A 24,431-nucleotide genomic window follows, 5' to 3' on the forward strand; every position below is an offset into this window, starting at 1 on the left:
AATTGTGAAGAGTGGTTATAAGGCATGCAAGCCTGTTCAGTGGAATCGGGGGATTTGAACTTGCAGCAGAATGGATGGGATGGAAGAATGTATTTCACTGCGAAATAAATCCATTTGCAAGAAGGGTGTTAAGATATTATTGGCCCAATTCATTTAGTTATGGCGATATCAGGGAAACGGAATTTAGCGAGTGGAAAGGAGAAATTGACATACTATCGGGAAGCCTACCTTGCCAACCGTTCAGTGTTGCCGGACGAAGGGCAGGCAAGAAGGATGACCGCTACCTCTGGCCGGTTATGCTGCGGGCAGTTGAGGAGATCAGACCTCGTTGGTTGTGTAGCGAGAACGTTACTGGAATCCTTTCAATGGTACAATCCACGGTTACTGCAACTAAAGTGGGAAAGCAAGCCACTTTTCTCGGTAAGGCGTGTGATGAAATCATTGAAGAAAAGCAGGAATACATCACGGAAACGATCGGAAAAGATCTTGAATGCATCGGATATTCAGTCCAGGTTATGGTTATTCCGGCTTGTGCCGTCGGGGCGCCGCACCGCCGGGATCGTGTCTGGTTCATCGGCAGGCAAAATAAAGAGGACTTCCTTAGCAGGAAAGACCGTAGGAAGGCAAAAGAAGGGAAATGCGCGGGTCGGTATGGAATCGGTAAACAAACTTTTGAGGGACCGGATGCTGCCGACTCCCCGGGCGAGAGCCGCCGGAGGGAACTGTTCGAAAGACCGGGGCAGGGGCAATCTGGAGGATGTCATAGCCAGTTTGGAATTGACAGAGCCTGGAGGGAGTTCCCGACTCAACACCCGATTTGTAGCGGAATTGATGGGCTTCCCTTTGAATTGGCTGGAATTACCTTTTCAAGATGGAGAAGTGAAACCATTGCAGCCTACGGAAATACGATAGTACCACAGGTGGCAAGGGAAATTTTCAGGAGCATTCAGCTTGTTGAAAACGAAAAACCGGCCTGTAAAATTTGAGTGACGGGTGATAGTAGAATTGTGTTTTTACAGGAAAATTTAGGTGAAGATGGAAAATGTGGGGTATAGTGAAAAATTTTTAAGGGAACGGAAATTTATGATGGTAGTTCCGTTTTTGGTGTTGCCATTTATTACCATGTTGTTTTGGGTGTTCGGAGGAGGTAAAGGAGATGTTGAACAAACGGCGGAAGTTACACAAACCGGTTTAAATATGCAGTTACCCTCTGCTGCAAACCCGGAGGATTCCACTTTGGATAAAATGGCTTTTTACTCCAAGGCAGATAAAGACTCCCTGGAGCACCTTCGTCAGGTTGCCAGCGATCCTTATTATAAAAACATGGCATTAGGTGATTCAGGTCTTTCGACAGCGGATGCAAATTCAGCACCCGGTCCGGAAGAGAAATTATATGGAGCGTCACGTCCGGATGCCAACGAAGCGAAAATATATGAAAGGTTAAACCTGCTCAACAAGGCATTGAATGAACCGGAAGCAGGAAGTAATGAGGTTCCCGCGAAGCGGACCAATAGGCCTGATCCGGCTGTTGAAGCTAAAGATATCGATCGTTTGGAAAACATGATGAATGCCATGCAGGAAAGTGGCGGAGAGGACCCGGAAATGAAGCAGCTCAGTGGCATGTTGGAACGTATCCTTGATATTCAGCATCCGGATAGGGTTCGTGATAAATTACGTAAAAATTCCGCAGCGATGAGGGGACAGGTGTTTGCGGTTTCTGCCAATCCTCCGGAAGAAGCGGTGAGCGTGCTTGACAGCGCAGGTGCGGTATCATTCCCGCATGGCAATAATGGTTTTTACTCGCTCGAAGCCCCCTTGGCTGATTCAGTTGAAAGCAATGCCATTCGGGCAGTTATACATGAAACACAGACCCTAGTGACCGGGGCGACCGTTAAGCTGCGATTATTGAATGATATCTATATTAATGGTCAATTGATACCAAAAGATCATTTCGTTTATGGAATTGCCGGTGTCAGTGGCGAACGCTTAACTATTTCCATTCAAAGTATACTCTATGGAAATTCCATATATCCGGTTAACCTGATCGTGTATGACCTGGATGGGGTGGGCGGTCTTTATATCCCCGGCGCCATTACACGGGATGTTGCCAAGGAATCAGCAGAGCGATCGATGCAAAGTCTTGGGCTTTCCGCGCTAGATCCTTCCCTCGGAGCGCAGGCGATGACTGCCGGTATCGAAGCTACCAAAAGTTTGCTGAGCAAAAAAGTCAAACTGATCAAAGTAACCGTAAAGGCAGGATACGCCGTTGTTCTCAAAGATGAGAACCGGAAAGGTGAAGGCTAATATCGTATAAATAAATTAAGAGATGATGAGAACAGGATTGTGGGTTTGGATCAGTTTAGTGATCATTTTGGTAAGTTGGGTTCCGTGCGTGGCTCAAAATTCGCTTACACCGATCGGGTTAAGTATTTCGAGTGAAAAGACGACCAATCTAATTTTTCCCTTTTCGATAAAAAGTGTCGATAGGGGCAGTAAGGACCTATTGGTCCAGAAGGCAAAAAACGTCGAGAATGTCCTGCAGGTAAAAGCAGCCAGCTGCGATTTTGGTGAAAGTAATCTTACGGTTATTACCGCTGACGGAAACTTATTTTCCTTTTTGTTGGTTTATGATGAACGGCCGTCGATCCTCAATTTACGGCTGACATCGGATGATGGCAGCGCTCCGCTTGTACAATTTTCGGATTTTGGTGATAACGAAAGCAAAATTGCCAAAGTTTCCGAATGGATTGCGGCGAGGAAACCATCCATCAGAGGGAAGAAAGAAAGGAAATTCGATATCCTCATGGCGCTGGAGGGCGTATATATTGATAACGACCTCCTGTTCTTTAAAATTCGATTGGAGAACAATTCACAGTTGAATTATGATGTTGATCAATTGCGCTTTTATATCCGCGATAAGAAGCAGTCAAAACGAACGGCATTTCAGGAAGTAGAGCTTAAGCCGGTAAAGATTCATGGTGATGCCCAACGGATTCGTGGGGAGTCTTCCCACTCAGTTGTATTGTCCTTTCCAAAATTTACAATTCCGGATAAGAAAATCATGGTAGTGCAGCTATTGGAAAAGAACGGCGGACGCAACCTGGAAATTCAGGTAAAATATAAAACGATTGCTGAAGCAAGATCGGTTAAATATTAAGTAATGCGAATATATCATAGCTTACTCAAGGATTTAATAGTGTATCTGGACTTGTGGGCGAAGGATAATGGGGACAATTATTTTGGGTATGAGAAAGGCGGAGACTACAGAGGGGACAGGATAATAGATTCCTTCCCTACCAAAAAAGAGGCGGAAAAGTATTGTGTCGGCAGGGAACAGTTTTATGCGTATGAATCAATCGATCTCGCGCTTAAAGCGCTTCGGGCAGCAGCGCAAAATACCGGACTGAAAAGCCTGCAGGGATTGGAGCTGGATGTAGAAAAGACCATTGAGAATTATAAGAATGGGTTAAAATTTAAGAATAGAAAAACCAAATTGAGATGAACATGAAAAATTGGAATTTTCTGGAGCGCCAGATGAAGGACATTGGGTTTCAGCCGGAAACAATTGCGCAGGTAAAAATTAACATCAGTGAAGGTATTCCCAATTTTACGGCGAGGGAACAGGTCGAGCTGAAGGATGGTGATGTGCGGGTTACCAAACCGAACCTTACGAAAGCTAAGGAGGGAGATATGTACTGGCTGAACAACTATTCGCAGACCTTGATTTCCGAACAGGGCAGAAAAGTGAATGAAACGCTGGTGTATGTTGATAAATCCCACAACCTAACGTTGGATGAGGTGACCAAAATTCAACGCGGGGCGGGCATTGAAAGGGAAATGTTGGACAAGCAACAGAATCCTTATATAGGCTGGTCAGCCATTGATGAAAGGAAGATTAATCCCAAGCATGGAATTGCGGAAGTGAAACCATTCCACCCGAATTTTGGATTTTCGGCAGAGGCGGCCGTAAAGCAATATGCCATCGCGCTGCCTGAAGATGGCCTGGAAAGGTTGCGTCAAGGCGAGCGGGTGAAGGGCATAGGAGAGCATGATGGGAAGGAGTATCTCGTTGCTGTCAATCCGCCTGTTAAGTCCTTATTCATCTGGCATGCTGACTCCAATGTAGCATTGACCAAGAACGAACGTCAGGAACTGCGGGCGGATGGCATGACTGAAGGTGAAAAGGCTTCCAATGCGCAAAGCCAGCGATCAAGGCAAAGTGTAGGTATGCCCTGATCAGGCATCGGCGTATGGATAAAGAATCGCCGCTACTTTATGCGGCGATTCCATTTTTACTAAACAGAAAGGAGTATGTATGAATACCAATAGGATTTTGGATGAAGTCAACCGTTGGGAGACCAATGAGGAAAAACTTAGTAAAATCCTGCCCAATTCGGTTTCCAACGGAAAGTTTCTCAAACTGAAATTGAATTTCTTTGAGAAAATCGAAGCCAAATATGGCGGTACGAAAGACCTTGGCGAGCAGATGCTGTTGGCGAAGGTCCGGGACCGGGCTAAGGAAATAGAAAGGTTGATTTATCCCAAGAAGGCTAATAGATGGTGGCAGCGCTTGTTCAGGCCAATATTCCGGCAATTTGATCTTCGTAAGGAAAGGGTTGCGATTGGAAAGCACAATGAAGGTCTAAAGCAGGATTTAGTTGATCAGGGATTCAAAGGGGCGATCCCTGAACTGGAGCGGAAGATAAGCGAAGGAGCCAAATCCATCATCGTGCAAATGTCCTACTTTACTACTTCCAGGGAAAAAGTGGATTTCCGCATTTCCTTCGAAAGAAATGACGAAGGGAAATATGAACGGAAGGGTGTAGAGGCGGCATTAACCCCGCAGGGGAGTGAAAAAACGGTCCGGCACAATTTCGTTGATGGTGAAAGTGTTATGCATGCATTGAAGATGCAGAGCCTGCTGGCCGGACGAGCCGTGAAAGAAGGGCCTGAATGGACGCAACTGGATTTTAATGACAGGGATGCTACAGGAAGCGCTAAAATGAGAAGTGTTCCGGTCTCGGATGGCTTCGATCTTTATGATCAGTTGGAAAGGGCGAAGCACCTGGTCAATCTTGTCGACGCCTACAGCGCCCTTGCGCGCGGTATTCCCTATAGATTTAAAGGAGATGTGGATGGTCAACAAAGAGATTTTACGTTGCATGCCGATCCTTTGAATGACCGTCTTTATGTGCTGGACCCGGAAGGCAAACCCGTTTCCTTAACCAATCTAAAGCGGGAAAATACATTCGAGGAATTTTCTTTATCCATGAAGGGTCAGGAGCATAAAAATGTGGTAAAGCATGGAATGTCTGTTGTTCGATGATGGGCATAAAATAGGAAGTAATGGAGTATTTGAATAAAGTCCTGCAAGGGGACTGCTTGAAAGTATTGGGTGATTTTCCGGATAACAGTATAGATATGGTCCTGTGTGATTTACCTTACGGCATGACCAACAATCCATGGGATCAGGTTATCGAATTGAATCGTTTGTGGAACCATTACGAGCGGATTGTGAAAGAAAGGGGAGTAGTGGTTTTATTCGGTGCAGGAAGGTTTACCGGGCAACTCATAGAAAGTAATCCGCGGTGGTTTAAGTATAAAATTGTGTGGTTGAAATCCAAATCAACGAATTTTCTGAATGCAAACAGGCAACCGCTGCGTAAGCATGAGGACATTTGTGTCTTTTACCGAAAACAGCCCATTTATAATCCACAAAAAAAATTCGGTCTGCCCTATGATAAAGGGTATAGAAATGATAAGCAAACCGGGTCTTATGGAAAGTTCGGACGATACAGGAGTATCAGCGTTGATGGGCTCCGGTTTCCGAGTGACGTACTGTTTGTAGAACAGGATGAACCCGTAGACTGGGCATACTTTGCGACAGCAGAACGGGATGGTATTTACCATCCGACCCAAAAGCCTGTCGAGCTGGGAAGATGGCTGATACGCACCTACACGAATCCGGGATGTGTAGTGCTGGATAACGCATGTGGCGCGGGCAGCTTTTTGGTGGCGGCAGTAATGGAGAACCGGGACTTCATTGGCATAGAGCTGAATAGGGAAGCCTATCATTTTGGAACGCGCATGGATTTCATCACTATATGTAATGAGCGTATACGGAAAGCTAAGGAAAGCGGCGGAACGATGTCGCTTTTTGTGATGATTATTCATTAGTACCCTGATGAAAAGAAGAAAATTTTGGACTCAGCAAATTTTTGATCATGAATACAGAGAAAGTTTTGAAGGATTTTTTTCAAAGTATTGAGAAAGATGGACGGATAGGCGTATCACATATCGGAATTTTTACGGCACTTGTCCAATTTTGGCAAACCCATAATTACGATCTCCCCATTCAGGCCTTTAGCCACCAGATCATGCCGTTGGCGAAGATCGCTTCCACCAATACTTATCACCGTTGTATACGGGACCTGAACGCCTACGGATATATACATTATGAGCCATCTTATAAGCGGAACCAGGGAAGCAAAGTGAATTGGATCGGAATGGAAAGCGTTAAAAAGGAAGTGGGGGAATATGTCGGGTAGCTTAGGGTTTAGTAATGGCAATTATTGAAAATCGGAAAATCCAACTTTACCGGGACGACGCAATTTCATTCTTAAAAAAACTACCTGATGGAAGTATTGATATCATCATATCCGATCCGGCCTATTCCGGGATGAACCAACGATTGAAGATAGGTAGCGGCAAAATAGTCGGTAAATATACAAAGGGGGAAAATAATGGAAGATGGTTTATGGAATTCGGAGATAGTGAAGAAAACTATGAACAATTCCTTGCTGAATGTTACAGGGTATTAAGAAGCAATAGACACATATATCTCATGTTCGATTCCTATTCCCTGATTACGTTAGCTCCTGTAGTTAGACGTGTTTTTGAAATAAAGAATCTGATCTGCTGGGATAAAGTTCGAATTGGTTTGGGTTATTATTTTAGGAGACGGCATGAGTTTGTCATAATGGCCAGTAAAGGGAAAAGAGCGATTAGTTTAAGGGGCATACCGGATGTTTGGCGCATAAATCGGGTAAATTCATATCGATACCCCACGCAGAAGCCGACAGAGGTCTTCCAATTAATGTTAAAAGCAAGTGCTGAGCGTGGGTTTATGGTGTGTGATCCTTTTTTTGGAAGTGGTTCATCTGCAATTGCGGCAATAAAGGAAAATTGCAGGTTTGTCGGTAGTGATATTTCTGAAACCGCCATAAAATTTGCAACTGAACGGGTGAACCAATTTTTAAAGTACGGAGTGGATGTATTTCAGAAAGATTCTCTTCTTGGGGATGATGAAATGCTGAGAAAGATTTTTCGTGAAGGGTTGGTATAGATCAATAATACTTCCCCAATAGCATATTAGGCGCAGTTGTGAACAATTATACTCTTAAAGAAGGAGGAATCAGAAAATGAGTGCGAAGGAGGTGGATGTTTCTCAGATTATAGTGAAAGGTGGGTTGTTATTGGATATAGATTTTAAAAATGAGTGTTTGATCGATTTCCATAATAGGAACCATGTAGTTCGGTTTTCTGAGTTGACTGAGAATGGAACCTGTTTCCAATTCGTTTGGGATGATTACCAAAAAAAAGTTTTCCCGAAGTTTAAACAGGAAAATTATGACGGTAATGTAAGTATAGGAAAGGATATTATGGCCTTGCCATTTTTTGGAGTATTGGTAACGATCCCTAAAGAAATCCTTCAGAAGCCCTTCCTCAATGTGGAGGAGATTGATAAAATTAACAAAAGCAGCAAACAACAGGGGTGGAACTTTCAAATGATGGATGATGCTACCTTTAACAGGTTTCACCGCAGACAGATACCGACGATCGACGTTGCCGGGCTTAAATTTTTCGTGGACAGCCGATTGGGTGAACTCCGTGAACATGATAGTATCATATCATCCATTCCATTAAGCAATGAATTTCTCAGTGTCTCCGGCAAAACCTATCAGTGCTTTTTTCACCTTCCTTCTAAGAAAGTTATGGAAGTAGATCCATTCACGGATAAGGCGCCTGCAGATGTGGTTATGCTAACGATCCCGCACCCGTTAAGGATGGACCCTGTCGGATGGAACTTTCGTGCCGGAAGAAACGGACTGGAATTGCTTTATGATTATCCGGTTCAACGGAATTTAAAGGCCGGAGTTATCGCTCTTACCGATGAGAATATAAAATCGGTAAACCGCTTTTTTCGCCGGCAGGATATTTTCAACGAGCTGGAATTAAAAACCATTGAAGCAAAGGAGAGCCGGTTTGCCGCAAAGCCCGGAGATATCATTCTCTACAATGTGCTTTATGAAATTGATACTGAGAATAAGCTATTGATTGAAGTAAAGAACCCCAATAAGGTATATTACTACGATAAAGCAGATGAAAATGGTTTTTATCATTTTCATCAGTCTTGGAGTGAAGATTTAAAAATAGGAAAGGCGGAGAGGGGGAGTGGGACCATCAGTGTTCCAGCTGAGATTTTTTCGAAGAAGCAGATTGGTGAGGAGCGAATCCGTGCTCTCAACTGGAAAAGTTTTGATAATGAGTGGAGATTTCGGATACTGGACCGGGAATTAGCTGATCGAATAAACGGACAGCTCCCCCGGGTCATGGTTGGTGGGGAGCAGTTTGTGCTTGATCCGGATTTTAATAAACTGATTGAAGCGTGGAATTTCAGGAAGCAGATTGATCTGAATAAAGCATGCTATTATGATGATAGTTTTATTTTGTTTCATAATCCCAAGACCTGCCAGCAAATCAAATTTGATTACAATATGATTAACGTACCTGAGGGATTCCGGCTCTTGCGTTTTGATGGATATAATTCACTCGACCCAATGGGTAATTGGTATGGGGATGAAGTAAACCTTCACTTGGAACAAATTCTGAGAGTTCCGCCGGACTTTAAACCTGGAGTTGATTTGGTTCCCGTGGAAGGAAGTAAGGTAGGTGAGCTTATGGCAAAGAATAGGCAATATCTTTCAGGTTTGTCCGAAAGGAGAGATAGAAGAAAATCCAAAGGAAATGGTTTATAGGCATTTACTGCATTCCTTAATAGGGTTTTAAAATTGGGATTTAGCGGGAAGAAAGGGAGAGTATGGAAAGGTGTGGGGCAGTGGGGTACATTTTTACTCCTATCTATGATCGGAACGAAAGGGCCATAAATATTCAGGAAGATAGGATTCGGCACTATGCCGATCGTTTTAATCTGGATTTGTTGAAACTGTTCATTGATAACGGTTGCAGTCTTTCGAATCGTACAGGGTGGTCAGTTATGCTGATGTATCTGTCTTCCAATTTTGGGAAGGTGAAATATATTATTGTGAAATGTCGGGAGCAGGTCGCGCCGGATGCTATACAACTTGCATTTGTTGAGCAGCACCTGCACCGGCTGGGGGTTCGATTGTTGTGTGTGGAAGGATGGAGCGATTAAATTTAGATGAAGCGGGTTATTATAGAGGGCCATGGAAACCATATAGCTGAAATAGTATTTGTTCTTCAAGGTTAAGGATTAGGTGAACTCTACCATCAATATCCAAATACAATGCTGCATCTTGGTCTTTTTTATCATTGTTTAAATTGATTCTTCAAATGATTGTTCAACGCTCGTTGAAGAATTTTGAAGAACTAGAATTTATTTTCGACAGAAGTAGTACACTCAGCTAATTTTTTAGTCTTTCAATTATACAGTGAACCTATCCTTCTACTGATGAAAGAACTTATATCTCTAAATACAATTTTATGAAACACATAGCAAATTTACCTGACCTGGAAAAGGATTTTATGGAAATGAAAGCGCAACTTGAAAAAGACTGTGGCAGAGTCATTAGTGATCATGAGGTGCGGCAATCCATGGCTTTTATGAAATTACTTGCTGATATAGTTGTTGATCTCGCCATGGAGGAATATAAACTGCAAGGTAAGTTAAGTAAAAATCCCGAGGGTTTTCATTATGATGGAGACCGACCTGTATGTGTAATTTGCAAGGGGCATGCATCCGGAGAAAGGTCATGGTATGATTCCAACGGTTTAAAGTGTATACATTGTCAATCCGCAATAAACCAAGGTGTTATTCCGGAAAGTGTTGCTAAAACGGAAGATGGTCATTATACCTTAGCAGAATTGCAACACCTATTCAATGCCAAACCTTCTACCATACGGAAAATGGTGAAGCTCAATATAATAAAGGAACGTATCATATTAAATTTGGAAGAGAAGAAAGTTCATTTCCGTCTCTTTTTACTGGATGACACGCCGGGGTTTTTTCCTCCCAAAGATTTGCTGAAGGTAGGAGGTCCTGTTAAAGAGGTCGATGAAAATGGGAATGAAGAGTATGCGTTTTATCCCTGGTATTATTTTGTTGATCCAATCGAGCATTTAAAGGAATATGACATCGTTCATTATTTAAAAATTACCAGCCAACAATAGTTTCGTTTAGCGTGTAGGTAAGGTCTTTAAAATTGGTGTCAATTTGCAATTCTTAATGGAAGATTCAAGGTTGCTGTATGGATATAGACTGTTGTTTATTTTCAATTGGCTGAGGATAAATAATCTTGTCCTCCTGATCATTGGAGAAAATAGCAAAGAAGCAAGGAACGGGATACTGTTTCAATGGACGTTCAAAGACTAAGCCTGCATCAATGTCCACTTTAAGGCTTTGGACCGGATTAAATAGCGGAGACAATTTATCATAGTGATTTTCCTCTAGCCAGTCGAACATATGTCCCAGCAATACACCAATTTGGTAAATGTTCTCTTTAACAAAGGGTTCCAGGCATACGAACCGTTTACTATTCTCGAATTCATAACGTTCAAATGTACACTGAATAAAATACACCTGATCGATACAGGATAGTTCATTATTATTCTTTGAAGTAACCAACTTAAATCTTTCAGTTTGCATAGTGAAGTATTTTTGTGATTAAAAAAGGGAAGTATACTCGAATTTAAACTAAATTTGTTATATCTATGTTGGGATTTGACAAAAATGGGGATTTATTAATGATTGTTATCTGAATTGTTTAGCCTTGCAAAAGATCTTTCCTTGGCAGTGTATCTTGAAAATTGGAATGTTGCTCGCCGACCACACGCAATTGGCTGAGGTTTGTATAGTTTCGCATATGAATTCGAAGCGGTATATTGTTACCCTGTCCGAGTTGGTTGGATAACCACCCAATGCAGAAATATGGTTCTTTAATTGATGACTTATGACATGCCATCGCTCGAATGAGGTTCGGATTAAATTCGTTTTCCTCCTTAGCTATGGTGCAGGATAGATTTTTATGCAGCATTTCATCATAGCCATCCGGAATATCAAAGGGATTCGTTGATTTCTTCCAGGGACATTTTGCGCATTGTACTACATGCTTCAATTTTCTTTCTCCCTTCATTTTTGGAAAGTATTAATACCGGCAATTTAAATCAATTTAAACAAATAGTGTTCATTGTCTGCAAGCCTAAACGGTAAATATTTATATTCAAGAAAACTTTTGTTTTAAGAGTATTTTATTGTTTATACATTTGCGACAGCTATGACACTTGCAGAGTTAAAGGATTATTTCGATAAAAACCCACCTCCCCTGGAGGTTAATTGGAAACCCTGGGCAAAGATTATTAATAGTAGAGTATTCCTGGAGAATGCCTATATGTGCATTGAAAATTTTAATGGAAATTATGAAAGGTGTCCGGAATATTGGCATTTAAAAGAACTATATGAGGATATAATAGCGGATAAAATCCAGCCTCTTTAGAGTTAATGCAAAGATCTTGATAATAGAAAGACATTTTAAATGGCACTCGGGGAGCCGCATTTTCTGCATTTCAGAATCTTCTCCGTTTAACCTCCGATCGGCGCTGGAATTTAAGGTTAGACTGGATGCTTCCCGGATGACTATTTTGCCGTCGACGGTGAAATATCACAGTTCGGTTTACCGATTCTTTGTTGAATTGATTTATACTATTATTGGTATTCTGGGCCCAACGTAGCCAACTCCCGTTTTGGGCGCCCTTTATGAAAAATTCGCGTGGTATTATTGCAAGTACGGCGTAGTTTCCAATGCGTTTAGGGAACACGCAATAAAGATGGTTTCGCATATCCTTGGGGTCATTTATTGATTCAGTGCCCCGGAAGTCAAAAATTATCGGTACAGTACTATATGACCAAGCAGTAGGAAAGTGTTCGTCCGGAAAGGCTACACAAAATACTGCCTCTTTTATTTCTTGAAAATCATCTTTCCGACTGAAAAATCTCGTATAATCATTTTTTAGTCGTGTGCCATCAACAACCCAGACCATTTTTTTGTAAAAGGCCTCACGCAAATTTCGCTCTTGGGGAACAATATGCGAATGTTGGAATTCAATTACCAGTTTATGCAGGGTGTAAATGTCGGCAATATGCTTTTCTCCCGTTTGTTCATCGCATAAAGAGGTTTCCTGCCACTCTTCAGGGAAGTTGTTTTTCCATGAGCGATGCCATTCTGTTTCGTTTTCCCACCACGGATCACAATTGCGGATTTTTTTATGTGCCCAGTGGCTTATTTTGATCTCACCGCATTTAGCAATTAACTCTGCACTGCAAATTGGACAGACACCCACAGCACCTTTGGTCGCTTCGGTCTTTTTACTATCAACCAATGCAAATTTCATTTATGGGTAGTTTTGTACTCTTTTTGATTGTGACTAGGTAAATATAATGAATTCATTATGTTATTGGTGGTATTTGCAGGTAAATTTACAGGAAAAATAATACGCAGGATGTCATTAACTATGCGCTTAATCCCGAAAATTTTCTGGGTATAGCGTATCCATGGAATCGGATTGCCAAAATTCTTTACTTTCAACATCCATAATGGTCAATCTGCCCGAATGACCGGCTCCCGTATCAAGGTTTGTAATGTTCAGGATTGTAGATGGCTTGTCGCAACCCCAATGAGTCAACGGGGTATGTCCAATGAAGATATCGCTGAAGTTTGTCCTTATTTTGAAGTCGTTCTCACCTCCATTACTTTCTTTCCATGCCACAGCATCCAACCATAAGTTTCTGTCCCAGCAATAGACATTGGCTTCCTGCTTACGGAATGGTAGGCTTCGATCAAATCCACCGTGAACGAAGCATCTTTTATTTCTGTCGATGAAAAAAGGCCTCTGCTTTCTGAAGAATTTCTTGTGCGAAGCTGGGATATCAGAAGAAGTTAAAGAGGTCTTGAAACCGGTATTGGTTGGAAAATAAACTCCATTTTTCTGCGTGTGCTTAAGGTATGATATAATTGTTCCTTTACCACCATAATTCCAAAATCCGGGATGAAAATCTGTTTGAAGAAACTCATTGAACCATTCATCATGGTTGCCTTTTATGGCTATAAGATTCTTAATTTTCAATAGCTCTTCCACACATTCAAAAACCTCACCGTAACCATCTACAACATCACCAAGTTGAATAACTGTGTCATTTTTATAGTCTATATCGGCTCTTTGCAGACATTGATTAAGAGCTTTGAAACCTCCATGAATATCCCCAATGACATAAGTACGTGAACTCATTTTTCCTTTCTTAAATTATGTACAGTGAATACCGATCTTTAGCCGATGTTAGAATGCCTCATATTTAGGACTTCACGTATTTTATTGTTGTTAGGTTCCATGAAGCGTTTGAATTTAATGTATCAATTAATCTTCAGTGCGAGGCCTGTTAATGCCTATTTGATTTATCCGTATAGAGAATCAAAGATCAAAGGTGTCCTCGGAATCGCCTTCAGGATCGCGGTATACAAGTCTCCCGTGTTTTTCAAAGTCTTCAAGTGCTTTGGATATTGTAAATGGCATTTCCCATCCATTCATCTGAACATAAACAGTAGTTTCAACGTCAGTTATCAGCTCTCCGCTCAAAGCTTCGATTTCCGCTTTCAAAAGGTTATTTATTTCCTTCGATTGTGCCGCTAAGGTTAACAGTTTGGAAAGTTCCATTAGGTTCAATGATAAATTGCTAATTTACAAAATGCAACACGAATATTCGAAGGTTAAATGAATTTTTCCGATATTTTAAAGTTTCACTTTCCCGTTTCCGGAATGGACCGGAAAGCAAAAATGGGGAGGAGAAACTGAGGTGAAATTATCGGTTTTTAAATTTGTTTCCTATGCAAAAAATTCATGCCATTCTGCTCAAAATATTCCCTTACTTTTCGGCTTCAGCTATTTATTTCCACTATCCACTTTTTCTGCCCTGGAATTACATCAATTCTAACGTATTCGTTTATATCAGAATACGGCCTAATCCAATCAATATATTCTGTAAAGAGGGGGGAAGATTAAGCTGTTGTACAGTCATGTATAGAAAAGTCGAAGCATAATTCGAAAGGAAATCCGATAACCCGCTACCGGGAAGGACAGTTGAGATCACATCTGTGATAAGACCTCCCCCATTGATCGCCTGGAATTCGGTAGGACTCAATTCAATAAAATCTAATTCTTTAAGATTTAATTCGCTCTTTTTCATTATACTTTATATTGTACTTATTTTCACAAAAATAATTTACTTGTTATCACAAAATAAAGCAAAGCCTCCTGTTCACTTTGTTCATTATCATGCATCTGTTATCGGTTCATATTATTCCCAAAAAACTTTTCACTTGCTGTGGAGGAAGCCTTTTCTATCCGTTATGTAAGCTGAAATAATTCAACATGGGTAGAATAGGTTGATTTTCGATTGAAAGATTAAGCAGTTTAGAAGAGTGGACATTTGTTGCTCCGCAAGTTCTTGAATGACGGTCTGTGGAGAAGATAAAGAGCTTCCAATAATGGTGGATATTTTCTCCAAAAATTCTAATATTGGTGATAATATTCCTCAAATTCGTTTATTTATCACTTCTTGTACCTTTATTTATTTTGTGGAAATGCTGTATATTTTCCCCAAAAATTGTATTTTTGGTGAAAATATACAGCAAGATGAAACGAAAAAAGCATATAGTTTTCCCGAAGCAACAGGTTTTGCTTGAGGGATTGGGGGAAAGGATCAGCCTTGCTAGGAAAAGAAGGAAATTTACCGCAACTCAGGTTGCGGAACGGGCAGGGATTGATAGAGGTACTCTACGTGCGGTAGAGCAAGGAAGTGCTTCTGTTTCTATAGGTGCTTACCTGAATGTGCTCCGTGTAATCGGCCTTCAGGACGAGATCAAAAAAGTGCTGGAAGAAGATCCGTATGGTAGAAAATTACAGGATTTACGATTACAGACAAGAGAAAAATAATGGCGAAGACAGATATTTGGATATATGCACATTGGAAGGGTATGGATGAACCTAAATGCATCGGTATACTTTCTGCCCATCAGGCAAAAGGAAATAAGATTTTCAGTTTTGAGTATAACAGGGCATGGCTTGAATCGAAGGAACAATTTCTTTTGGACCCGGATATCGCTTGGTATACCGGACCTCAATATCCAAATCAAAAGGATAATTTCGGTGTGTTCATGGATTCCATGCCGGATACCTGGGGGAAACGTCTGATGCAGAGAAAAGCAGCTCTACAAGCCATGGAGGAGGGGGTAAAACCCCGTTCACTTACAGAACTCGATTATTTGTTGCAGGTTCACGATTTCACACGGATGGGCGCGCTACGGTTCAAGCTTGATCCCGAAGGGCCGTTTTTGGATGATGACGGGGAAAGGCCGACGCCCCCTTGGGCCCACATTAGAGAGCTCCAGCAGAGTGCCGAAGCTTTTGAATCGGATGATGGCCATGATAAGGAATGGTTGGACCTATTGATTGCTCCGGGTTCTTCATTGGGTGGGGCAAGGCCCAAGGCAAATATTCTGGATGAGAAAGGACATTTATGGATCGCAAAGTTCCCTGCTAAAAATGATATGGTTGATAAAGCGGCTTGGGAATATGTCACCCACCTGTTGGCCGTAAAAGCCGGTATTACCATGTCCGACTGTAAATTGGAGTACATCCACGGTGATTTTGGTACTTTCTTCACGAAACGCTTTGACAGGGATGGTCAGGCACGGATACATTTCAGCTCAGCCATGACCATGTGCGGGCATAGTGAGGAATTGATTCGGGATAAAACCCCAAGTTACCTGGAAATAGCCGAATTCATCCAATATAATGGATGTGCCATAGAAGAGGATCTTCATCAGTTATGGCGAAGGATCGTTTTCAACATGTCCGTATCCAACACGGATGACCATCTCCGCAATCATGGATTTCTGCTTAGTGATGAAGGATGGCGGCTCTCGCCTGCCTATGATCTGAATCCTTCAACAGACAAAGGTGGACTTGGGTTGAATGTCGATTTATACAACAATGCACTGGATTATAGGCTGGCATATAGTGTTGGGGATTTTTTTCAACTCAGTAAGAGCGAGATGGACGAAATAGTCTCCGAAGTAACCGCTTCGGTTGAAACGTGGGAAAAGCTTGCTGAAGAGCATGGTATATCCAGGAGAGAAAGAGAGCTGATGGCTCCGGCATTTCTTCGGATGGGATATTAAATAAAATTATGCATCGAGAATGATATGCTTAGCTCGTTTCCAACACATACATAATCTATCAGATTTTTCGCAATTTCATTAAATTGCTGAATAAACGCTAAAATTTGTAAGTATATAATTGAATAAAATGAATCCAGATTCTATAGTGGAAAGGTTTTTTGATGGTACGGAGTATTTAGTTAGAGGAAAGCAATATCATTCTCCAATACCAGAAGAGCTAAGGCCGTGGTATTGTTATACAACGGATGGCGGCCATTCAATCCTAGCCTTGATTGAAAGTCATTTTGACCCGGAAAACGAAGAACTTTTGGATGAAATGTGTCCTTGTCCGGTAAAGTCGGTTCTAAGGAAGTACCGTATTTTTAAAGGGTATCCAGTGGTACCTTTAGAATACAATGATGATATAGGATTAGTAACAGATACTGAAGACGATGAGTTTTGATCAAAAGGCAATTGATTCATGGTTATAGGCATTCTCAACATGCGGATTTTTTTGAGTACTGTTGAGGTGCAAATGGCTTGAATCGAAGGAACAATTTCTTTTGGACCCGGATATCGCTTGGTATACCGGACCTCAATATCCAAATCAATAGGATATTTTCGGTGTGTTCATGGATTCCATGCCGGATACTTAGGGAATTGCAACCGCTCATAAGCATGCAGGAAATGTATCATTGAGTTGAAAGGTCGTGATCGCCAGATAGGAATTTTTCAAAGTATGGGTTGAATTATTTTTATTGGACGTATGGCCTATGCCTACATCACGATACAGAACATAGCCATACTGCTTATTTAAAAGGAATAGTTTTTTGAAAACGGTTGGGGATATAATAGGGGAGGTAATATTTTATTATAACATAACTGTACCATTTAAATGTAGCATCGTAGCGCAACTTCCGATGTTACAAGAAAGGTCGTAGCTTTGTAAAAAAAATGTCATAAAACGCTCTTGGGGCAGTAAAATGACCCGAAGTTTCATGTTTACGAGTGTTTACGGTTTCTACTGGATTTTCTGTTACTTACTTGTTACTCATAAAAATGAACGTTAACATAAACTATTGAATAATAGATAGATACAGTCTTTTGTTAAGTTTTGCATTGGCAAGTAAGTGCCGTAAATAGAAACACAAAAACCACCTATCGCGCTGATAGATGGTTTTTATCTAGAAAGTATAGCACGTAACTAACGTGTACAATCGGCTGTCCACGTACCATTATCGTTTGATACCAGCATTTTCAAGGTATTCGCGGTTATGGTAATGCCGGTAAGTCCATCACCTATACTAACGTAAGTGTTGTCCCCCTGTTGCTGGAACTTAACGCCATTAATGTTGGGGATGCTACTACCAAAATCGAAGGTATACGAATCATCGACTTTGACAACAGTTACACGGCCATCGTCATCCGCAATGGTCTCGCTTCCGTTGCTGAAGGTGATGGTTCCGTTGTATGTCCCTACAAAGAAATCGTTGTCTGCCGGATCGTCGTCTTTACTACACCCCACAGTAAACAAGAGCATGGCAATGGCCAACATGCCTAAAAATTTAATTTTGCTTTTCATAGTAATATAGATATTTAGCACTAGATAAGGCAAGCACCATGCCAAATGCAGTTGATGCAAATTTAAATGGCAAGAAGCTGTATTCGATTATCAAAGCCTCGGTTTTTCTAGGGAATCGTTTGGTGACTGATCCGGGATAATGAACCGTCATCCATGTATATGTTCTCTTTTTCCGTAAGATTGAATGAGCTTACCTTCAAATTCCAACCATTCTTTCCAGCGTTTATCCACATCTACATCGAGGGTGTATTTACGTGCAAAATTTAAAAAAGTAGTATAATGATTGGCTTCTGAGACCATGAGGTCATAATAAAATTTGGCCAATTCTTCGTCCGCTATATTTTGGGATAGCACGCGAAAACGCTCGCAACTGCGAGCCTCAATCATGGCTGCAAAGAGTAATCGATCAATAAAAGCGGTGTTTCGGCTGCCGTCTTTTTTAGAGAATCGCATCAGCTGGTTTACATAGTCGTCCTTCCGCTCTCTGCCGAGTGTATAACCTCGTTTTTTGATGATATCAATTACCATTTGGAAATGTTGCATTTCTTCAATAGCAATCGCCGTTAATTCGTGCACTAAATCTTCGTGTTCGGAATTGTTGGTAATTAACGAAATGGCGTTAGAGGCTGCTTTCTGCTCGCACCAAGCATGGTCTGTTAAGATCTCTTCCAAATTTGTTTGCGCAATATTCGCCCAACGGGGGTCTGTCAGTAGTTTTAATCCAAGCATAGCAAAGTCTTTTCCATGCAAACTTAGGGAAAAGCTTTTAATTTAGAAGGGACGATTGAATCGTTAAGTGGTTGAGTAGTTAAGTGGTTGAGTAGTTGAGTGGTTGAGTAGTTGAGTGGTTGAGTAGTTGAGTGGTTGAGTAGTTAAGTGGTTGAGTAGTTAAGTGGTTGAGTAGTTAAGTGGTTAAGTGGTTGAGTGGTTGAGTAGTTAAGTAGTTAAATGGTTAAGTGGTTAAGTAGTTAAGTAGTTGAGTGGTTAAGTAGGAAATAGCCGATTATTCGTAAGTGTTTGCTTTTTTTGGTACTCATGAGCTCCCTACGGTCGGTTAGCCAATGTGATATAGGTGGTCTGGGCAAGCCTAATGCTTACTGCTTATAGCTTATTGCTTATTGCCTATCGCCTAAAGCCTTTAATAAAATATGTCCGGATTATTGTAACATCCCTGCCTATCGTGAAGATTCTCGATAGGCAGGGGGGGAATATTAAACAATACGTTTAACTGATGGTATCCCGCTTAATACTTGTATTGTTGATTATACTGTGTACCGGAACCTGCAATTGTTTGCGAGTCTTCTTTGACTACTTTTCCATCAACTTCTGCTTTATAGCTGAATTTAATTGGAACCTCGTCGAAGTTTTGGCAGGAAATGACGACTGCGGCTTGAGCCAGTGGAATGTTTGACTCAATTACGTAAGTACGTTTGCTTGGAAAATCTTCTATTCTTACGGATGGTTCGTTGGTTCTAACCTGACCATCCACTTTCCAAAGAGTTGATTCTTGATAGTTTGTAGGTACACCGCCAAAAGAAAAACTTGCAGTTTCATCTTCGCCCAACCCTTCCGCCGTAACCGTGAATTTGTATTTATGGGTGTCAAAATCCTGCGGTTGTGGATCATCGTCGTCCGAGCAGGCGTTCATGGCCAATACACTGGCCGCTAAAAAACAGGATAGAAAAAATCGTTTCATAAGTGTAATTAATATGTTTTAAACTTTTGTTCTTAATTATCGAGGGATATAACTTCTTTATAAAGGCCCGAAATAATTTTCCCAAAGGTATACAGCTGAGAAAAGCTGAGCAATTCCGGTTTATGGGTGTTTTTTTCTACTGGTTTTCCGGTAGCGATCCACATCAGCAGTCTTTCACATTGAAGCGGAAATTTTTGAAAGGCGAGTATAAGGTCAACGAAATGTAATTCAATCCACTTATTATCAATGTTTCGTCATTTGCATCTCTATCAATAGGGATATCGGGAAAAGTCGATATATATTTGCTGCATGGATCAATTGGCGATTTTCAAAGCACTCTCTAATAAGACCCGGTTGGATATCCTCCAATGGCTTAAAGACCCTGAGCGGCATTTTCCTCCACAGGAGCATGCCGACTTCATGGAAGTTGGGGTTTGTGTAGGAAAGATACAGGAGAAGTGCGGCATGACACAGTCCACGGTGTCAGAATACTTGGCCCTGTTATTAAAGGCCGGTCTACTGGAAGCAACAAGAATAGGACAGTGGACCTACTATAAACGTAATGAGAAGGCCTTTGAATTGTTAGGAGACTTTGTAAAATCGGCGCTATAAATTAAAAGTAAAAAGCTTGCCTCCCGTAGGGAGGGTAAAAATTCAAAAGAATGAGTACCACAAAATTGTTTGAGCCTTTTCAACTGAAGTCGTTGAATTTAAAGAATAGAATCGTTATGGCGCCTATGACACGGTCATTCTCGCCGAATGGTGTGCCCACAGATGCAGTGGCTGCATATTATAGCAAGCGGGCTGCAAGTGATGTAGGGTTAATTTTATCAGAAGGTACGGTGATTGACCGCGTATCCTCTTCGAACGACCCAAATATCCCGCATTTCTATGGCGAATCGGCCTTGGCCGGCTGGCAGCAGGTGATTAAGAGTGTACAGGCAGCAAGAGGCAGCATGGGGCCGCAGATATGGCACATGGGTATTATGGAAAATCACCATTCCGGTTGGGTTCCTGCAGCACCTTTTGAAGGGCCTTCAGATTTGGCAAGGCCGGGGTTTTCCAATGGGAGAGCCATGAGTGAAAAAGACATTGAAGACACCATACGAGCTTTTGGTAGCGCGGCAGCAGACGCAAAGCGTTTAGGCTTTGATTGTGTTGAGATACACGGGGCACATGGTTATTTAATCGATCAATTTTTCTGGGAAGCCACCAATAACCGAACAGATATTTATGGGGGCAAAACCTTATCCGAACGTTCACGTTTTGCCATAGAAGTCATCAAAGAGGTTAGAAAACAGGTTGGGGAACATTTTACCATTATTTTACGCCTATCGCAATGGAAAGGGAGCGATTATAGCTATAAACATGCAAAAACACCTGCTGAGATGGAAGCATGGTTGCAGCCCTTAGCCGACGCAGGTGTTGATATTTTTCATTGTTCACAACGTCGTTTTTGGGAAGCAGAGTTTGAGGAATCTGACTTAAACTTTGCGGGTTGGGCGAAAAAGTTGACAGGAAAGGCTACCATTACGGTTGGGTCTGTTGGCTTGTCCGGTGAGTTTTTAGCCGCGTTTAGAGGTGAAAGTTCCAACCCTAGTTCGTTGGATGAGCTTATCCGCCGATTGGATAGGGGGGATTTCGATCTTGTGGCTGTAGGACGTGCACTTTTAGCGGATCCACTCTGGGTTACGAAAATACGAGATAATCGTTCGGATGAATTAAAGGGTTTTACCCGAGAAGCCCTGGTTGAGTTGATTTAATTTAATCATGCTTTCTGATAAGAGACCTGCCGGTAGCGATTTTGTAATGACATCTGCGGTGCATTAGACATTGTTAATGCCGACGGGTCCTTCTATTTATAAACCTCGCCGTATCTCAGGCAACACCCAAAATTTCTCAAAAAGGGAGCAAAAGATTCAAATATTATATTGAACTAACAAAAGTGTTGCCATAAATGCAATAATTTTCCGTCCTTTACAATAACATTATGCCACGGGAAGAAAGTTCTTTGTGGTTGAGAAGAGATAGATGAAAGGCCAGCTTTCATGAATACCTTATAAAATAAACGTGGATGGCTAATCGCTTTTATGTGCTAAAAGGCATTATACGTAAAAGCGTTGCTCGCTTGTTCTATTTTGTATGTCAGATTCACGATGGATAGGCTAATTATCAAAGTTTATATAATCAGAATAAAACCACATGAGCGAAGATTTTCTTCAACACATTTATGAGAAACAGCATCGGGTAGAAGTAGTTCCCTCCAATAAAGTAATAGCGGAATGGGCCTTTAATTTATTGGATTTAATTTATCCGGAACGACTTACTTCTCCTAAGCAGAGTTTAACGGGGATACGGGAACGTTTTTTAAGTTTGCAAAGCGATTTGGTGAAACTTTTGGACGCAACAAAAGCTTGCAAAGACTGTAATAATCAAGCGGTAGCAGCAATTTTTTTTGAGCGCGTTCCTGACTTGTATCGTGTAATGAATACCGATGTGGAAGCTATTTTAAATGGTGATCCGGCTTCGCGGAGTAAGTTTGAAATTATTCGTACCTATCCGGGGTTTTTGGCAATTTCTCTCTATCGTATTGCTCACGCTTTGTTCAAATTGGAGGTGCCATTAATACCTCGGATATTAACAGAGCATGCACATTCGCTTACGGGGATCGATATTCATCCGGGTGCGGAAATCGGCGAGTATTTATATATCGACCATGGTACAGGGATCGTAATTGGAGAAACTACGGTTATCGGTAATCATGTTAAACTTTACCAGGGGGTAACTTTGGGCGCGTTAAGCGTGGAAAAGTTTATGGCTAATACGAAACGACATCCGACCATTGAAGATTATGTAATAATTTATGCAGGAGCTACGATTCTGGGAGGAGATACGGTGGTAGGAACACACTCGACAATCGGCGGTAATGTTTGGCTTACGAAAAGTGTTCCTGCGGGATCTACGGTGTATCATCAATCGACTATCAAGGTAGTGGAAGCGGGTATAGGAAGTACCATCGTTGACCCTGGAAAGAAATAGGTATTTAAATCAAACAATGGGGTTAAGAGCATTAGTTTATTGAAATGGACATTATAGAAAGTATAGGTAATACACCGCTGGTTGAAATCAAGCGTTTAAATAAAAATCCAAAGGTAAAGTTATTCGCTAAGTTAGAGGGGAATAATCCGGGTGGAAGCGTGAAAGACAGAGCTGCCTTGAATATGATTCGCAGTGCGATGGAACGAGGTGAAATTAAAGCAGGTACCCGTCTTATTGAGGCTACTAGCGGAAATACAGGTATTGCTCTTGCCATGATTGCGGCGATCTATGGACTGGAAATTGAACTGGTCATGCCGTCTAATTCTACGAGAGAGCGTGCACTTACGATGGAAGCATATGGGGCAAAAGTTACTTTACTTGAATCAATAGAGGTTTGCCGGGATTATGCCGAGGAAAAAGCAGCAAATGAGAATTTTTTTATCCTAAATCAATTTGCTAATCCCGATAACTATATGGCCCATTATAAAACTACAGGACCGGAGATCTGGAACGACACGGCAGGAGCCATTACCCATTTTGTAAGTTCAATGGGTACTACGGGTAGTATCATGGGCAATTCTATGTATCTGAAAGAGAAAAGTAAGGATATACAGATTGTAGGTTGTCAACCTACTGAAGAATCGTCTATACCGGGCATAAGGCGTTGGCCGGTGGAATACTTACCGAAAATATTCGACCCTTCGCGGGTAGACCGAATTATTGACGTGTCTCAGCAGGATGCTACACTTCGTGCAAGACAAATGGCCAAAGGGGAAGGCATTTTTGTAGGAATGAGTTCCGGTGGTGCGCTGCAGGCAGCACTTCAGGTGGCGGATGAGCTAGAACATGGGGTTGTTGTCTTTATAGCTTGTGATCGGGGTGACCGTTATTTGAGCAGCGATTTGTTTGGGTAGGGAGAGGGTATGACCTCCATTAAATGAAAATAAAATTGTAAATGCGATTTTATTTTTGTTAACTTTATATAACCAATTAGAAAGGAGGTTATTATGAACCTAATCCACAGAATCGAACATTGGGGTGATGCACATCACCCTCGCTGGATGGATGCTGTTAGAATTGTATTGGGTGTTGTTATTTTTGCTAAGGGTGTAAGCTTTATAGCTGATACGGATTCGGTAGCGCGTTTACTGGAAAATACCCATTTCCAATTATCCATTTGGTCGGCTGTGCATTATATTGCTTTTGCGCATTTGGTTGGCGGGATTTTTATCGCGCTGGGATTAGTAACGCGAGTGGCCATTGCCTTTCAGCTGCCAATTTTATTCGGTGCAGTGTTTTTTGTAAACATTACCAACGGTTTTAGTTTCTTAAACTCAGAATTCTGGTTCTCGCTAGTGGTTTTGCTATTATTAATCGTTTTCTTCATTGTCGGTTCAGGACGGTATTCGCTTGATCATGAAATGAGAAGGCCAGGTAATAAAAGATGGTTTTAGAAAATTACCTGAAAACAGGTATTTCGAGACCGAACAGCTTCTTTTAGCTTTGCTGTATAAACAAAGCTGTCTACATGTATTATATCAAATTTCATAACATTGATTAAGCTACCTTCTTAAGGAGGTAGTTTTTTTATTGTCTGTATTTAAATGGCTATCAAAAACCTTATATGTATCTTCCGGAACTGTTA

The 24,431-nt window shown here is 41.5% G+C and carries 31 protein-coding genes; 22 read left to right on the top strand and 9 right to left on the bottom strand.

Features of this window, described 5'->3' with window-relative positions:
- The first annotated feature begins 11 nt into the window (after window positions 1–11).
- From E0E36_RS08860 to E0E36_RS08915, 12 genes are all read left to right on the top strand, one after another.
- Window positions 12–986 (top strand): DNA cytosine methyltransferase, encoded by a 975-nt coding sequence (locus tag E0E36_RS08860; protein WP_130855666.1) that lies wholly within the window; start codon window positions 12–14, stop codon window positions 984–986.
- 49 nt (window positions 987–1,035) lie between these two features.
- Window positions 1,036–2,304: a conjugative transposon protein TraM gene (traM, locus tag E0E36_RS08865; protein ID WP_130855667.1), complete on the top strand. Its 1,269-nt coding sequence runs from the start codon at window positions 1,036–1,038 to the stop codon at window positions 2,302–2,304.
- Between the two features lie 22 nt (window positions 2,305–2,326).
- Window positions 2,327–3,157: a conjugative transposon protein TraN gene (gene traN / locus E0E36_RS08870; RefSeq protein WP_207303739.1), complete on the top strand. Its 831-nt coding sequence runs from the start codon at window positions 2,327–2,329 to the stop codon at window positions 3,155–3,157.
- A 3-nt stretch (window positions 3,158–3,160) separates the two neighbouring features.
- A complete protein-coding gene (locus tag E0E36_RS08875; RefSeq protein ID WP_130855668.1) occupies window positions 3,161–3,502 on the top strand; it encodes a hypothetical protein in 342 nt (113 codons plus the stop codon).
- The gene (locus E0E36_RS08880; RefSeq protein WP_130855669.1) at window positions 3,499–4,236 is read left to right on the top strand and encodes a hypothetical protein; all 738 of its coding nucleotides are present in this window, start codon (window positions 3,499–3,501) and stop codon (window positions 4,234–4,236) included. The genes E0E36_RS08875 and E0E36_RS08880 overlap by 4 nt, the downstream gene beginning before the upstream one ends.
- 79 nt (window positions 4,237–4,315) lie before the next feature.
- A complete protein-coding gene (locus E0E36_RS08885) occupies window positions 4,316–5,326 on the top strand; it encodes a hypothetical protein (RefSeq protein ID WP_130855670.1) in 1,011 nt (336 codons plus the stop codon).
- A 20-nt stretch (window positions 5,327–5,346) separates the two neighbouring features.
- The gene (locus E0E36_RS08890; RefSeq protein WP_130855671.1) at window positions 5,347–6,177 is read left to right on the top strand and encodes a DNA-methyltransferase; all 831 of its coding nucleotides are present in this window, start codon (window positions 5,347–5,349) and stop codon (window positions 6,175–6,177) included.
- Between the two features lie 47 nt (window positions 6,178–6,224).
- Entirely contained in the window at window positions 6,225–6,548 is a 324-nt protein-coding gene (locus E0E36_RS08895) for a hypothetical protein (RefSeq protein ID WP_130855672.1), read from the top strand.
- A 14-nt stretch (window positions 6,549–6,562) separates the two neighbouring features.
- Window positions 6,563–7,345 (top strand): DNA-methyltransferase, encoded by a 783-nt coding sequence (locus E0E36_RS08900; protein WP_130855673.1) that lies wholly within the window; start codon window positions 6,563–6,565, stop codon window positions 7,343–7,345.
- A 76-nt stretch (window positions 7,346–7,421) separates the two neighbouring features.
- Complete coding sequence (locus E0E36_RS08905) at window positions 7,422–9,038, top strand: hypothetical protein (protein WP_130855674.1); 1,617 nt, start codon at window positions 7,422–7,424, stop codon at window positions 9,036–9,038.
- Window positions 9,039–9,100: 62 nt separating this feature from the next.
- Window positions 9,101–9,436, top strand: coding sequence for a recombinase family protein (locus tag E0E36_RS08910; RefSeq protein ID WP_130855675.1), 336 nt, complete (start codon window positions 9,101–9,103; stop codon window positions 9,434–9,436).
- A 308-nt stretch (window positions 9,437–9,744) separates the two neighbouring features.
- Window positions 9,745–10,431 (top strand): hypothetical protein, encoded by a 687-nt coding sequence (locus tag E0E36_RS08915; protein WP_130855676.1) that lies wholly within the window; start codon window positions 9,745–9,747, stop codon window positions 10,429–10,431.
- Window positions 10,432–10,495: 64 nt separating this feature from the next.
- Here E0E36_RS08915 and E0E36_RS08920 read toward each other — a convergent pair whose 3' ends face one another.
- On the bottom strand, window positions 10,496–10,906 hold the full coding sequence (locus E0E36_RS08920) for a hypothetical protein (protein ID WP_130855677.1): 411 nt from the start codon (window positions 10,904–10,906) through the stop codon (window positions 10,496–10,498).
- A gap of 118 nt (window positions 10,907–11,024) precedes the next feature.
- On the bottom strand, window positions 11,025–11,393 hold the full coding sequence (locus tag E0E36_RS08925; protein ID WP_130855678.1) for a hypothetical protein: 369 nt from the start codon (window positions 11,391–11,393) through the stop codon (window positions 11,025–11,027).
- Window positions 11,394–11,534: 141 nt separating this feature from the next.
- Between E0E36_RS08925 and E0E36_RS08930 the strand changes: the two genes are divergently transcribed.
- Window positions 11,535–11,753: a DUF6965 family protein gene (locus E0E36_RS08930; protein WP_130855679.1), complete on the top strand. Its 219-nt coding sequence runs from the start codon at window positions 11,535–11,537 to the stop codon at window positions 11,751–11,753.
- Between the two features lie 70 nt (window positions 11,754–11,823).
- On the opposite strand, the gene E0E36_RS08935 is transcribed toward E0E36_RS08930, so the two are convergent.
- The 4 genes from E0E36_RS08935 to E0E36_RS08950 form a co-directional block, all read right to left on the bottom strand.
- Window positions 11,824–12,648: a competence protein CoiA gene (locus tag E0E36_RS08935; RefSeq protein WP_130855680.1), complete on the bottom strand. Its 825-nt coding sequence runs from the start codon at window positions 12,646–12,648 to the stop codon at window positions 11,824–11,826.
- 126 nt (window positions 12,649–12,774) lie between these two features.
- Window positions 12,775–13,542, bottom strand: a complete 768-nt coding sequence (locus tag E0E36_RS08940) for a metallophosphoesterase (protein ID WP_130855681.1) — start codon at window positions 13,540–13,542, stop codon at window positions 12,775–12,777.
- 180 nt (window positions 13,543–13,722) lie between these two features.
- Window positions 13,723–13,965: a hypothetical protein gene (locus E0E36_RS08945; protein ID WP_130855682.1), complete on the bottom strand. Its 243-nt coding sequence runs from the start codon at window positions 13,963–13,965 to the stop codon at window positions 13,723–13,725.
- Between the two features lie 286 nt (window positions 13,966–14,251).
- Window positions 14,252–14,494 carry a hypothetical protein gene (locus E0E36_RS08950; protein WP_130855683.1) on the bottom strand — a complete coding sequence of 81 codons (243 nt, stop codon included), beginning with the start codon at window positions 14,492–14,494 and terminating at the stop codon, window positions 14,252–14,254.
- Window positions 14,495–14,759: 265 nt separating this feature from the next.
- On the opposite strand from E0E36_RS08950, the gene E0E36_RS08955 reads away from it, so the two are divergent.
- From E0E36_RS08955 to E0E36_RS08970, 4 genes are all read left to right on the top strand, one after another.
- Window positions 14,760–14,993: a hypothetical protein gene (locus E0E36_RS08955; RefSeq protein WP_130855684.1), complete on the top strand. Its 234-nt coding sequence runs from the start codon at window positions 14,760–14,762 to the stop codon at window positions 14,991–14,993.
- The gene (locus tag E0E36_RS08960; protein ID WP_130855685.1) at window positions 14,944–15,243 is read left to right on the top strand and encodes a helix-turn-helix domain-containing protein; all 300 of its coding nucleotides are present in this window, start codon (window positions 14,944–14,946) and stop codon (window positions 15,241–15,243) included. The genes E0E36_RS08955 and E0E36_RS08960 overlap by 50 nt, the downstream gene beginning before the upstream one ends.
- Entirely contained in the window at window positions 15,243–16,490 is a 1,248-nt protein-coding gene (locus E0E36_RS08965; protein ID WP_130855686.1) for a type II toxin-antitoxin system HipA family toxin, read from the top strand. Before E0E36_RS08960 ends, E0E36_RS08965 begins: the two co-directional genes overlap by 1 nt.
- A gap of 127 nt (window positions 16,491–16,617) precedes the next feature.
- Window positions 16,618–16,932 carry a hypothetical protein gene (locus E0E36_RS08970; protein ID WP_130855687.1) on the top strand — a complete coding sequence of 105 codons (315 nt, stop codon included), beginning with the start codon at window positions 16,618–16,620 and terminating at the stop codon, window positions 16,930–16,932.
- Window positions 16,933–17,673: 741 nt separating this feature from the next.
- On the opposite strand, the gene E0E36_RS08975 is transcribed toward E0E36_RS08970, so the two are convergent.
- From E0E36_RS08975 to E0E36_RS08985, 3 genes are all read right to left on the bottom strand, one after another.
- Window positions 17,674–18,051 (bottom strand): hypothetical protein, encoded by a 378-nt coding sequence (locus E0E36_RS08975; RefSeq protein WP_013667380.1) that lies wholly within the window; start codon window positions 18,049–18,051, stop codon window positions 17,674–17,676.
- A gap of 147 nt (window positions 18,052–18,198) precedes the next feature.
- The gene (locus E0E36_RS08980) at window positions 18,199–18,780 is read right to left on the bottom strand and encodes a MiaE family protein (RefSeq protein ID WP_130855688.1); all 582 of its coding nucleotides are present in this window, start codon (window positions 18,778–18,780) and stop codon (window positions 18,199–18,201) included.
- Between the two features lie 514 nt (window positions 18,781–19,294).
- Window positions 19,295–19,747: a hypothetical protein gene (locus E0E36_RS08985; RefSeq protein ID WP_130855689.1), complete on the bottom strand. Its 453-nt coding sequence runs from the start codon at window positions 19,745–19,747 to the stop codon at window positions 19,295–19,297.
- A gap of 309 nt (window positions 19,748–20,056) precedes the next feature.
- Here E0E36_RS08985 and E0E36_RS08990 point away from each other — a divergent pair, with 309 nt between their 5' ends.
- The 5 genes from E0E36_RS08990 to E0E36_RS09010 all read left to right on the top strand — a co-directional run bounded on the left by E0E36_RS08990 (window position 20,057) and on the right by E0E36_RS09010 (window position 24,240).
- Window positions 20,057–20,359 carry an ArsR/SmtB family transcription factor gene (locus E0E36_RS08990; protein ID WP_130855690.1) on the top strand — a complete coding sequence of 101 codons (303 nt, stop codon included), beginning with the start codon at window positions 20,057–20,059 and terminating at the stop codon, window positions 20,357–20,359.
- Between the two features lie 50 nt (window positions 20,360–20,409).
- Window positions 20,410–21,510 (top strand): NADH:flavin oxidoreductase, encoded by a 1,101-nt coding sequence (locus E0E36_RS08995; RefSeq protein WP_130855691.1) that lies wholly within the window; start codon window positions 20,410–20,412, stop codon window positions 21,508–21,510.
- A gap of 439 nt (window positions 21,511–21,949) precedes the next feature.
- On the top strand, window positions 21,950–22,786 hold the full coding sequence (gene epsC, locus E0E36_RS09000) for a serine O-acetyltransferase EpsC (RefSeq protein ID WP_130855692.1): 837 nt from the start codon (window positions 21,950–21,952) through the stop codon (window positions 22,784–22,786).
- A gap of 44 nt (window positions 22,787–22,830) precedes the next feature.
- A complete protein-coding gene (gene cysM, locus E0E36_RS09005; protein WP_130855693.1) occupies window positions 22,831–23,700 on the top strand; it encodes a cysteine synthase CysM in 870 nt (289 codons plus the stop codon).
- Between the two features lie 93 nt (window positions 23,701–23,793).
- Entirely contained in the window at window positions 23,794–24,240 is a 447-nt protein-coding gene (locus E0E36_RS09010; protein WP_013667372.1) for a DoxX family protein, read from the top strand.
- The last annotated feature ends 191 nt before the right edge of the window (window positions 24,241–24,431 follow it).

It is taken from the genome of Olivibacter jilunii, from assembly GCF_900607235.1.
GTDB classification, from domain to species: Bacteria; Bacteroidota; Bacteroidia; order Sphingobacteriales; family Sphingobacteriaceae; genus Olivibacter; species Olivibacter oleidegradans.

Coding starts and splice junctions, on each gene's coding strand:
- traM (WP_130855667.1), top strand. CDS start 1,036: ATGGAAAATGTGGGGTATAGTGAAAAATTTTTAAGGGAACGGAAATTT.
- traN (WP_207303739.1), top strand. CDS start 2,327: ATGATGAGAACAGGATTGTGGGTTTGGATCAGTTTAGTGATCATTTTG.
- E0E36_RS08875 (WP_130855668.1), top strand. CDS start 3,161: ATGCGAATATATCATAGCTTACTCAAGGATTTAATAGTGTATCTGGAC.
- E0E36_RS08880 (WP_130855669.1), top strand. CDS start 3,499: ATGAACATGAAAAATTGGAATTTTCTGGAGCGCCAGATGAAGGACATT.
- E0E36_RS08885 (WP_130855670.1), top strand. CDS start 4,316: ATGAATACCAATAGGATTTTGGATGAAGTCAACCGTTGGGAGACCAAT.
- E0E36_RS08890 (WP_130855671.1), top strand. CDS start 5,347: ATGGAGTATTTGAATAAAGTCCTGCAAGGGGACTGCTTGAAAGTATTG.
- E0E36_RS08895 (WP_130855672.1), top strand. CDS start 6,225: ATGAATACAGAGAAAGTTTTGAAGGATTTTTTTCAAAGTATTGAGAAA.
- E0E36_RS08900 (WP_130855673.1), top strand. CDS start 6,563: ATGGCAATTATTGAAAATCGGAAAATCCAACTTTACCGGGACGACGCA.
- E0E36_RS08905 (WP_130855674.1), top strand. CDS start 7,422: ATGAGTGCGAAGGAGGTGGATGTTTCTCAGATTATAGTGAAAGGTGGG.
- E0E36_RS08910 (WP_130855675.1), top strand. CDS start 9,101: ATGGAAAGGTGTGGGGCAGTGGGGTACATTTTTACTCCTATCTATGAT.
- E0E36_RS08915 (WP_130855676.1), top strand. CDS start 9,745: ATGAAACACATAGCAAATTTACCTGACCTGGAAAAGGATTTTATGGAA.
- E0E36_RS08920 (WP_130855677.1), bottom strand. CDS start 10,906: ATGCAAACTGAAAGATTTAAGTTGGTTACTTCAAAGAATAATAATGAA.
- E0E36_RS08925 (WP_130855678.1), bottom strand. CDS start 11,393: ATGAAGGGAGAAAGAAAATTGAAGCATGTAGTACAATGCGCAAAATGT.
- E0E36_RS08930 (WP_130855679.1), top strand. CDS start 11,535: ATGACACTTGCAGAGTTAAAGGATTATTTCGATAAAAACCCACCTCCC.
- E0E36_RS08935 (WP_130855680.1), bottom strand. CDS start 12,648: ATGAAATTTGCATTGGTTGATAGTAAAAAGACCGAAGCGACCAAAGGT.
- E0E36_RS08940 (WP_130855681.1), bottom strand. CDS start 13,542: ATGAGTTCACGTACTTATGTCATTGGGGATATTCATGGAGGTTTCAAA.
- E0E36_RS08945 (WP_130855682.1), bottom strand. CDS start 13,965: ATGGAACTTTCCAAACTGTTAACCTTAGCGGCACAATCGAAGGAAATA.
- E0E36_RS08950 (WP_130855683.1), bottom strand. CDS start 14,494: ATGAAAAAGAGCGAATTAAATCTTAAAGAATTAGATTTTATTGAATTG.
- E0E36_RS08955 (WP_130855684.1), top strand. CDS start 14,760: ATGACGGTCTGTGGAGAAGATAAAGAGCTTCCAATAATGGTGGATATT.
- E0E36_RS08960 (WP_130855685.1), top strand. CDS start 14,944: ATGAAACGAAAAAAGCATATAGTTTTCCCGAAGCAACAGGTTTTGCTT.
- E0E36_RS08965 (WP_130855686.1), top strand. CDS start 15,243: ATGGCGAAGACAGATATTTGGATATATGCACATTGGAAGGGTATGGAT.
- E0E36_RS08970 (WP_130855687.1), top strand. CDS start 16,618: ATGAATCCAGATTCTATAGTGGAAAGGTTTTTTGATGGTACGGAGTAT.
- E0E36_RS08975 (WP_013667380.1), bottom strand. CDS start 18,051: ATGAAAAGCAAAATTAAATTTTTAGGCATGTTGGCCATTGCCATGCTC.
- E0E36_RS08980 (WP_130855688.1), bottom strand. CDS start 18,780: ATGCTTGGATTAAAACTACTGACAGACCCCCGTTGGGCGAATATTGCG.
- E0E36_RS08985 (WP_130855689.1), bottom strand. CDS start 19,747: ATGAAACGATTTTTTCTATCCTGTTTTTTAGCGGCCAGTGTATTGGCC.
- E0E36_RS08990 (WP_130855690.1), top strand. CDS start 20,057: ATGGATCAATTGGCGATTTTCAAAGCACTCTCTAATAAGACCCGGTTG.
- E0E36_RS08995 (WP_130855691.1), top strand. CDS start 20,410: ATGAGTACCACAAAATTGTTTGAGCCTTTTCAACTGAAGTCGTTGAAT.
- epsC (WP_130855692.1), top strand. CDS start 21,950: ATGAGCGAAGATTTTCTTCAACACATTTATGAGAAACAGCATCGGGTA.
- cysM (WP_130855693.1), top strand. CDS start 22,831: ATGGACATTATAGAAAGTATAGGTAATACACCGCTGGTTGAAATCAAG.
- E0E36_RS09010 (WP_013667372.1), top strand. CDS start 23,794: ATGAACCTAATCCACAGAATCGAACATTGGGGTGATGCACATCACCCT.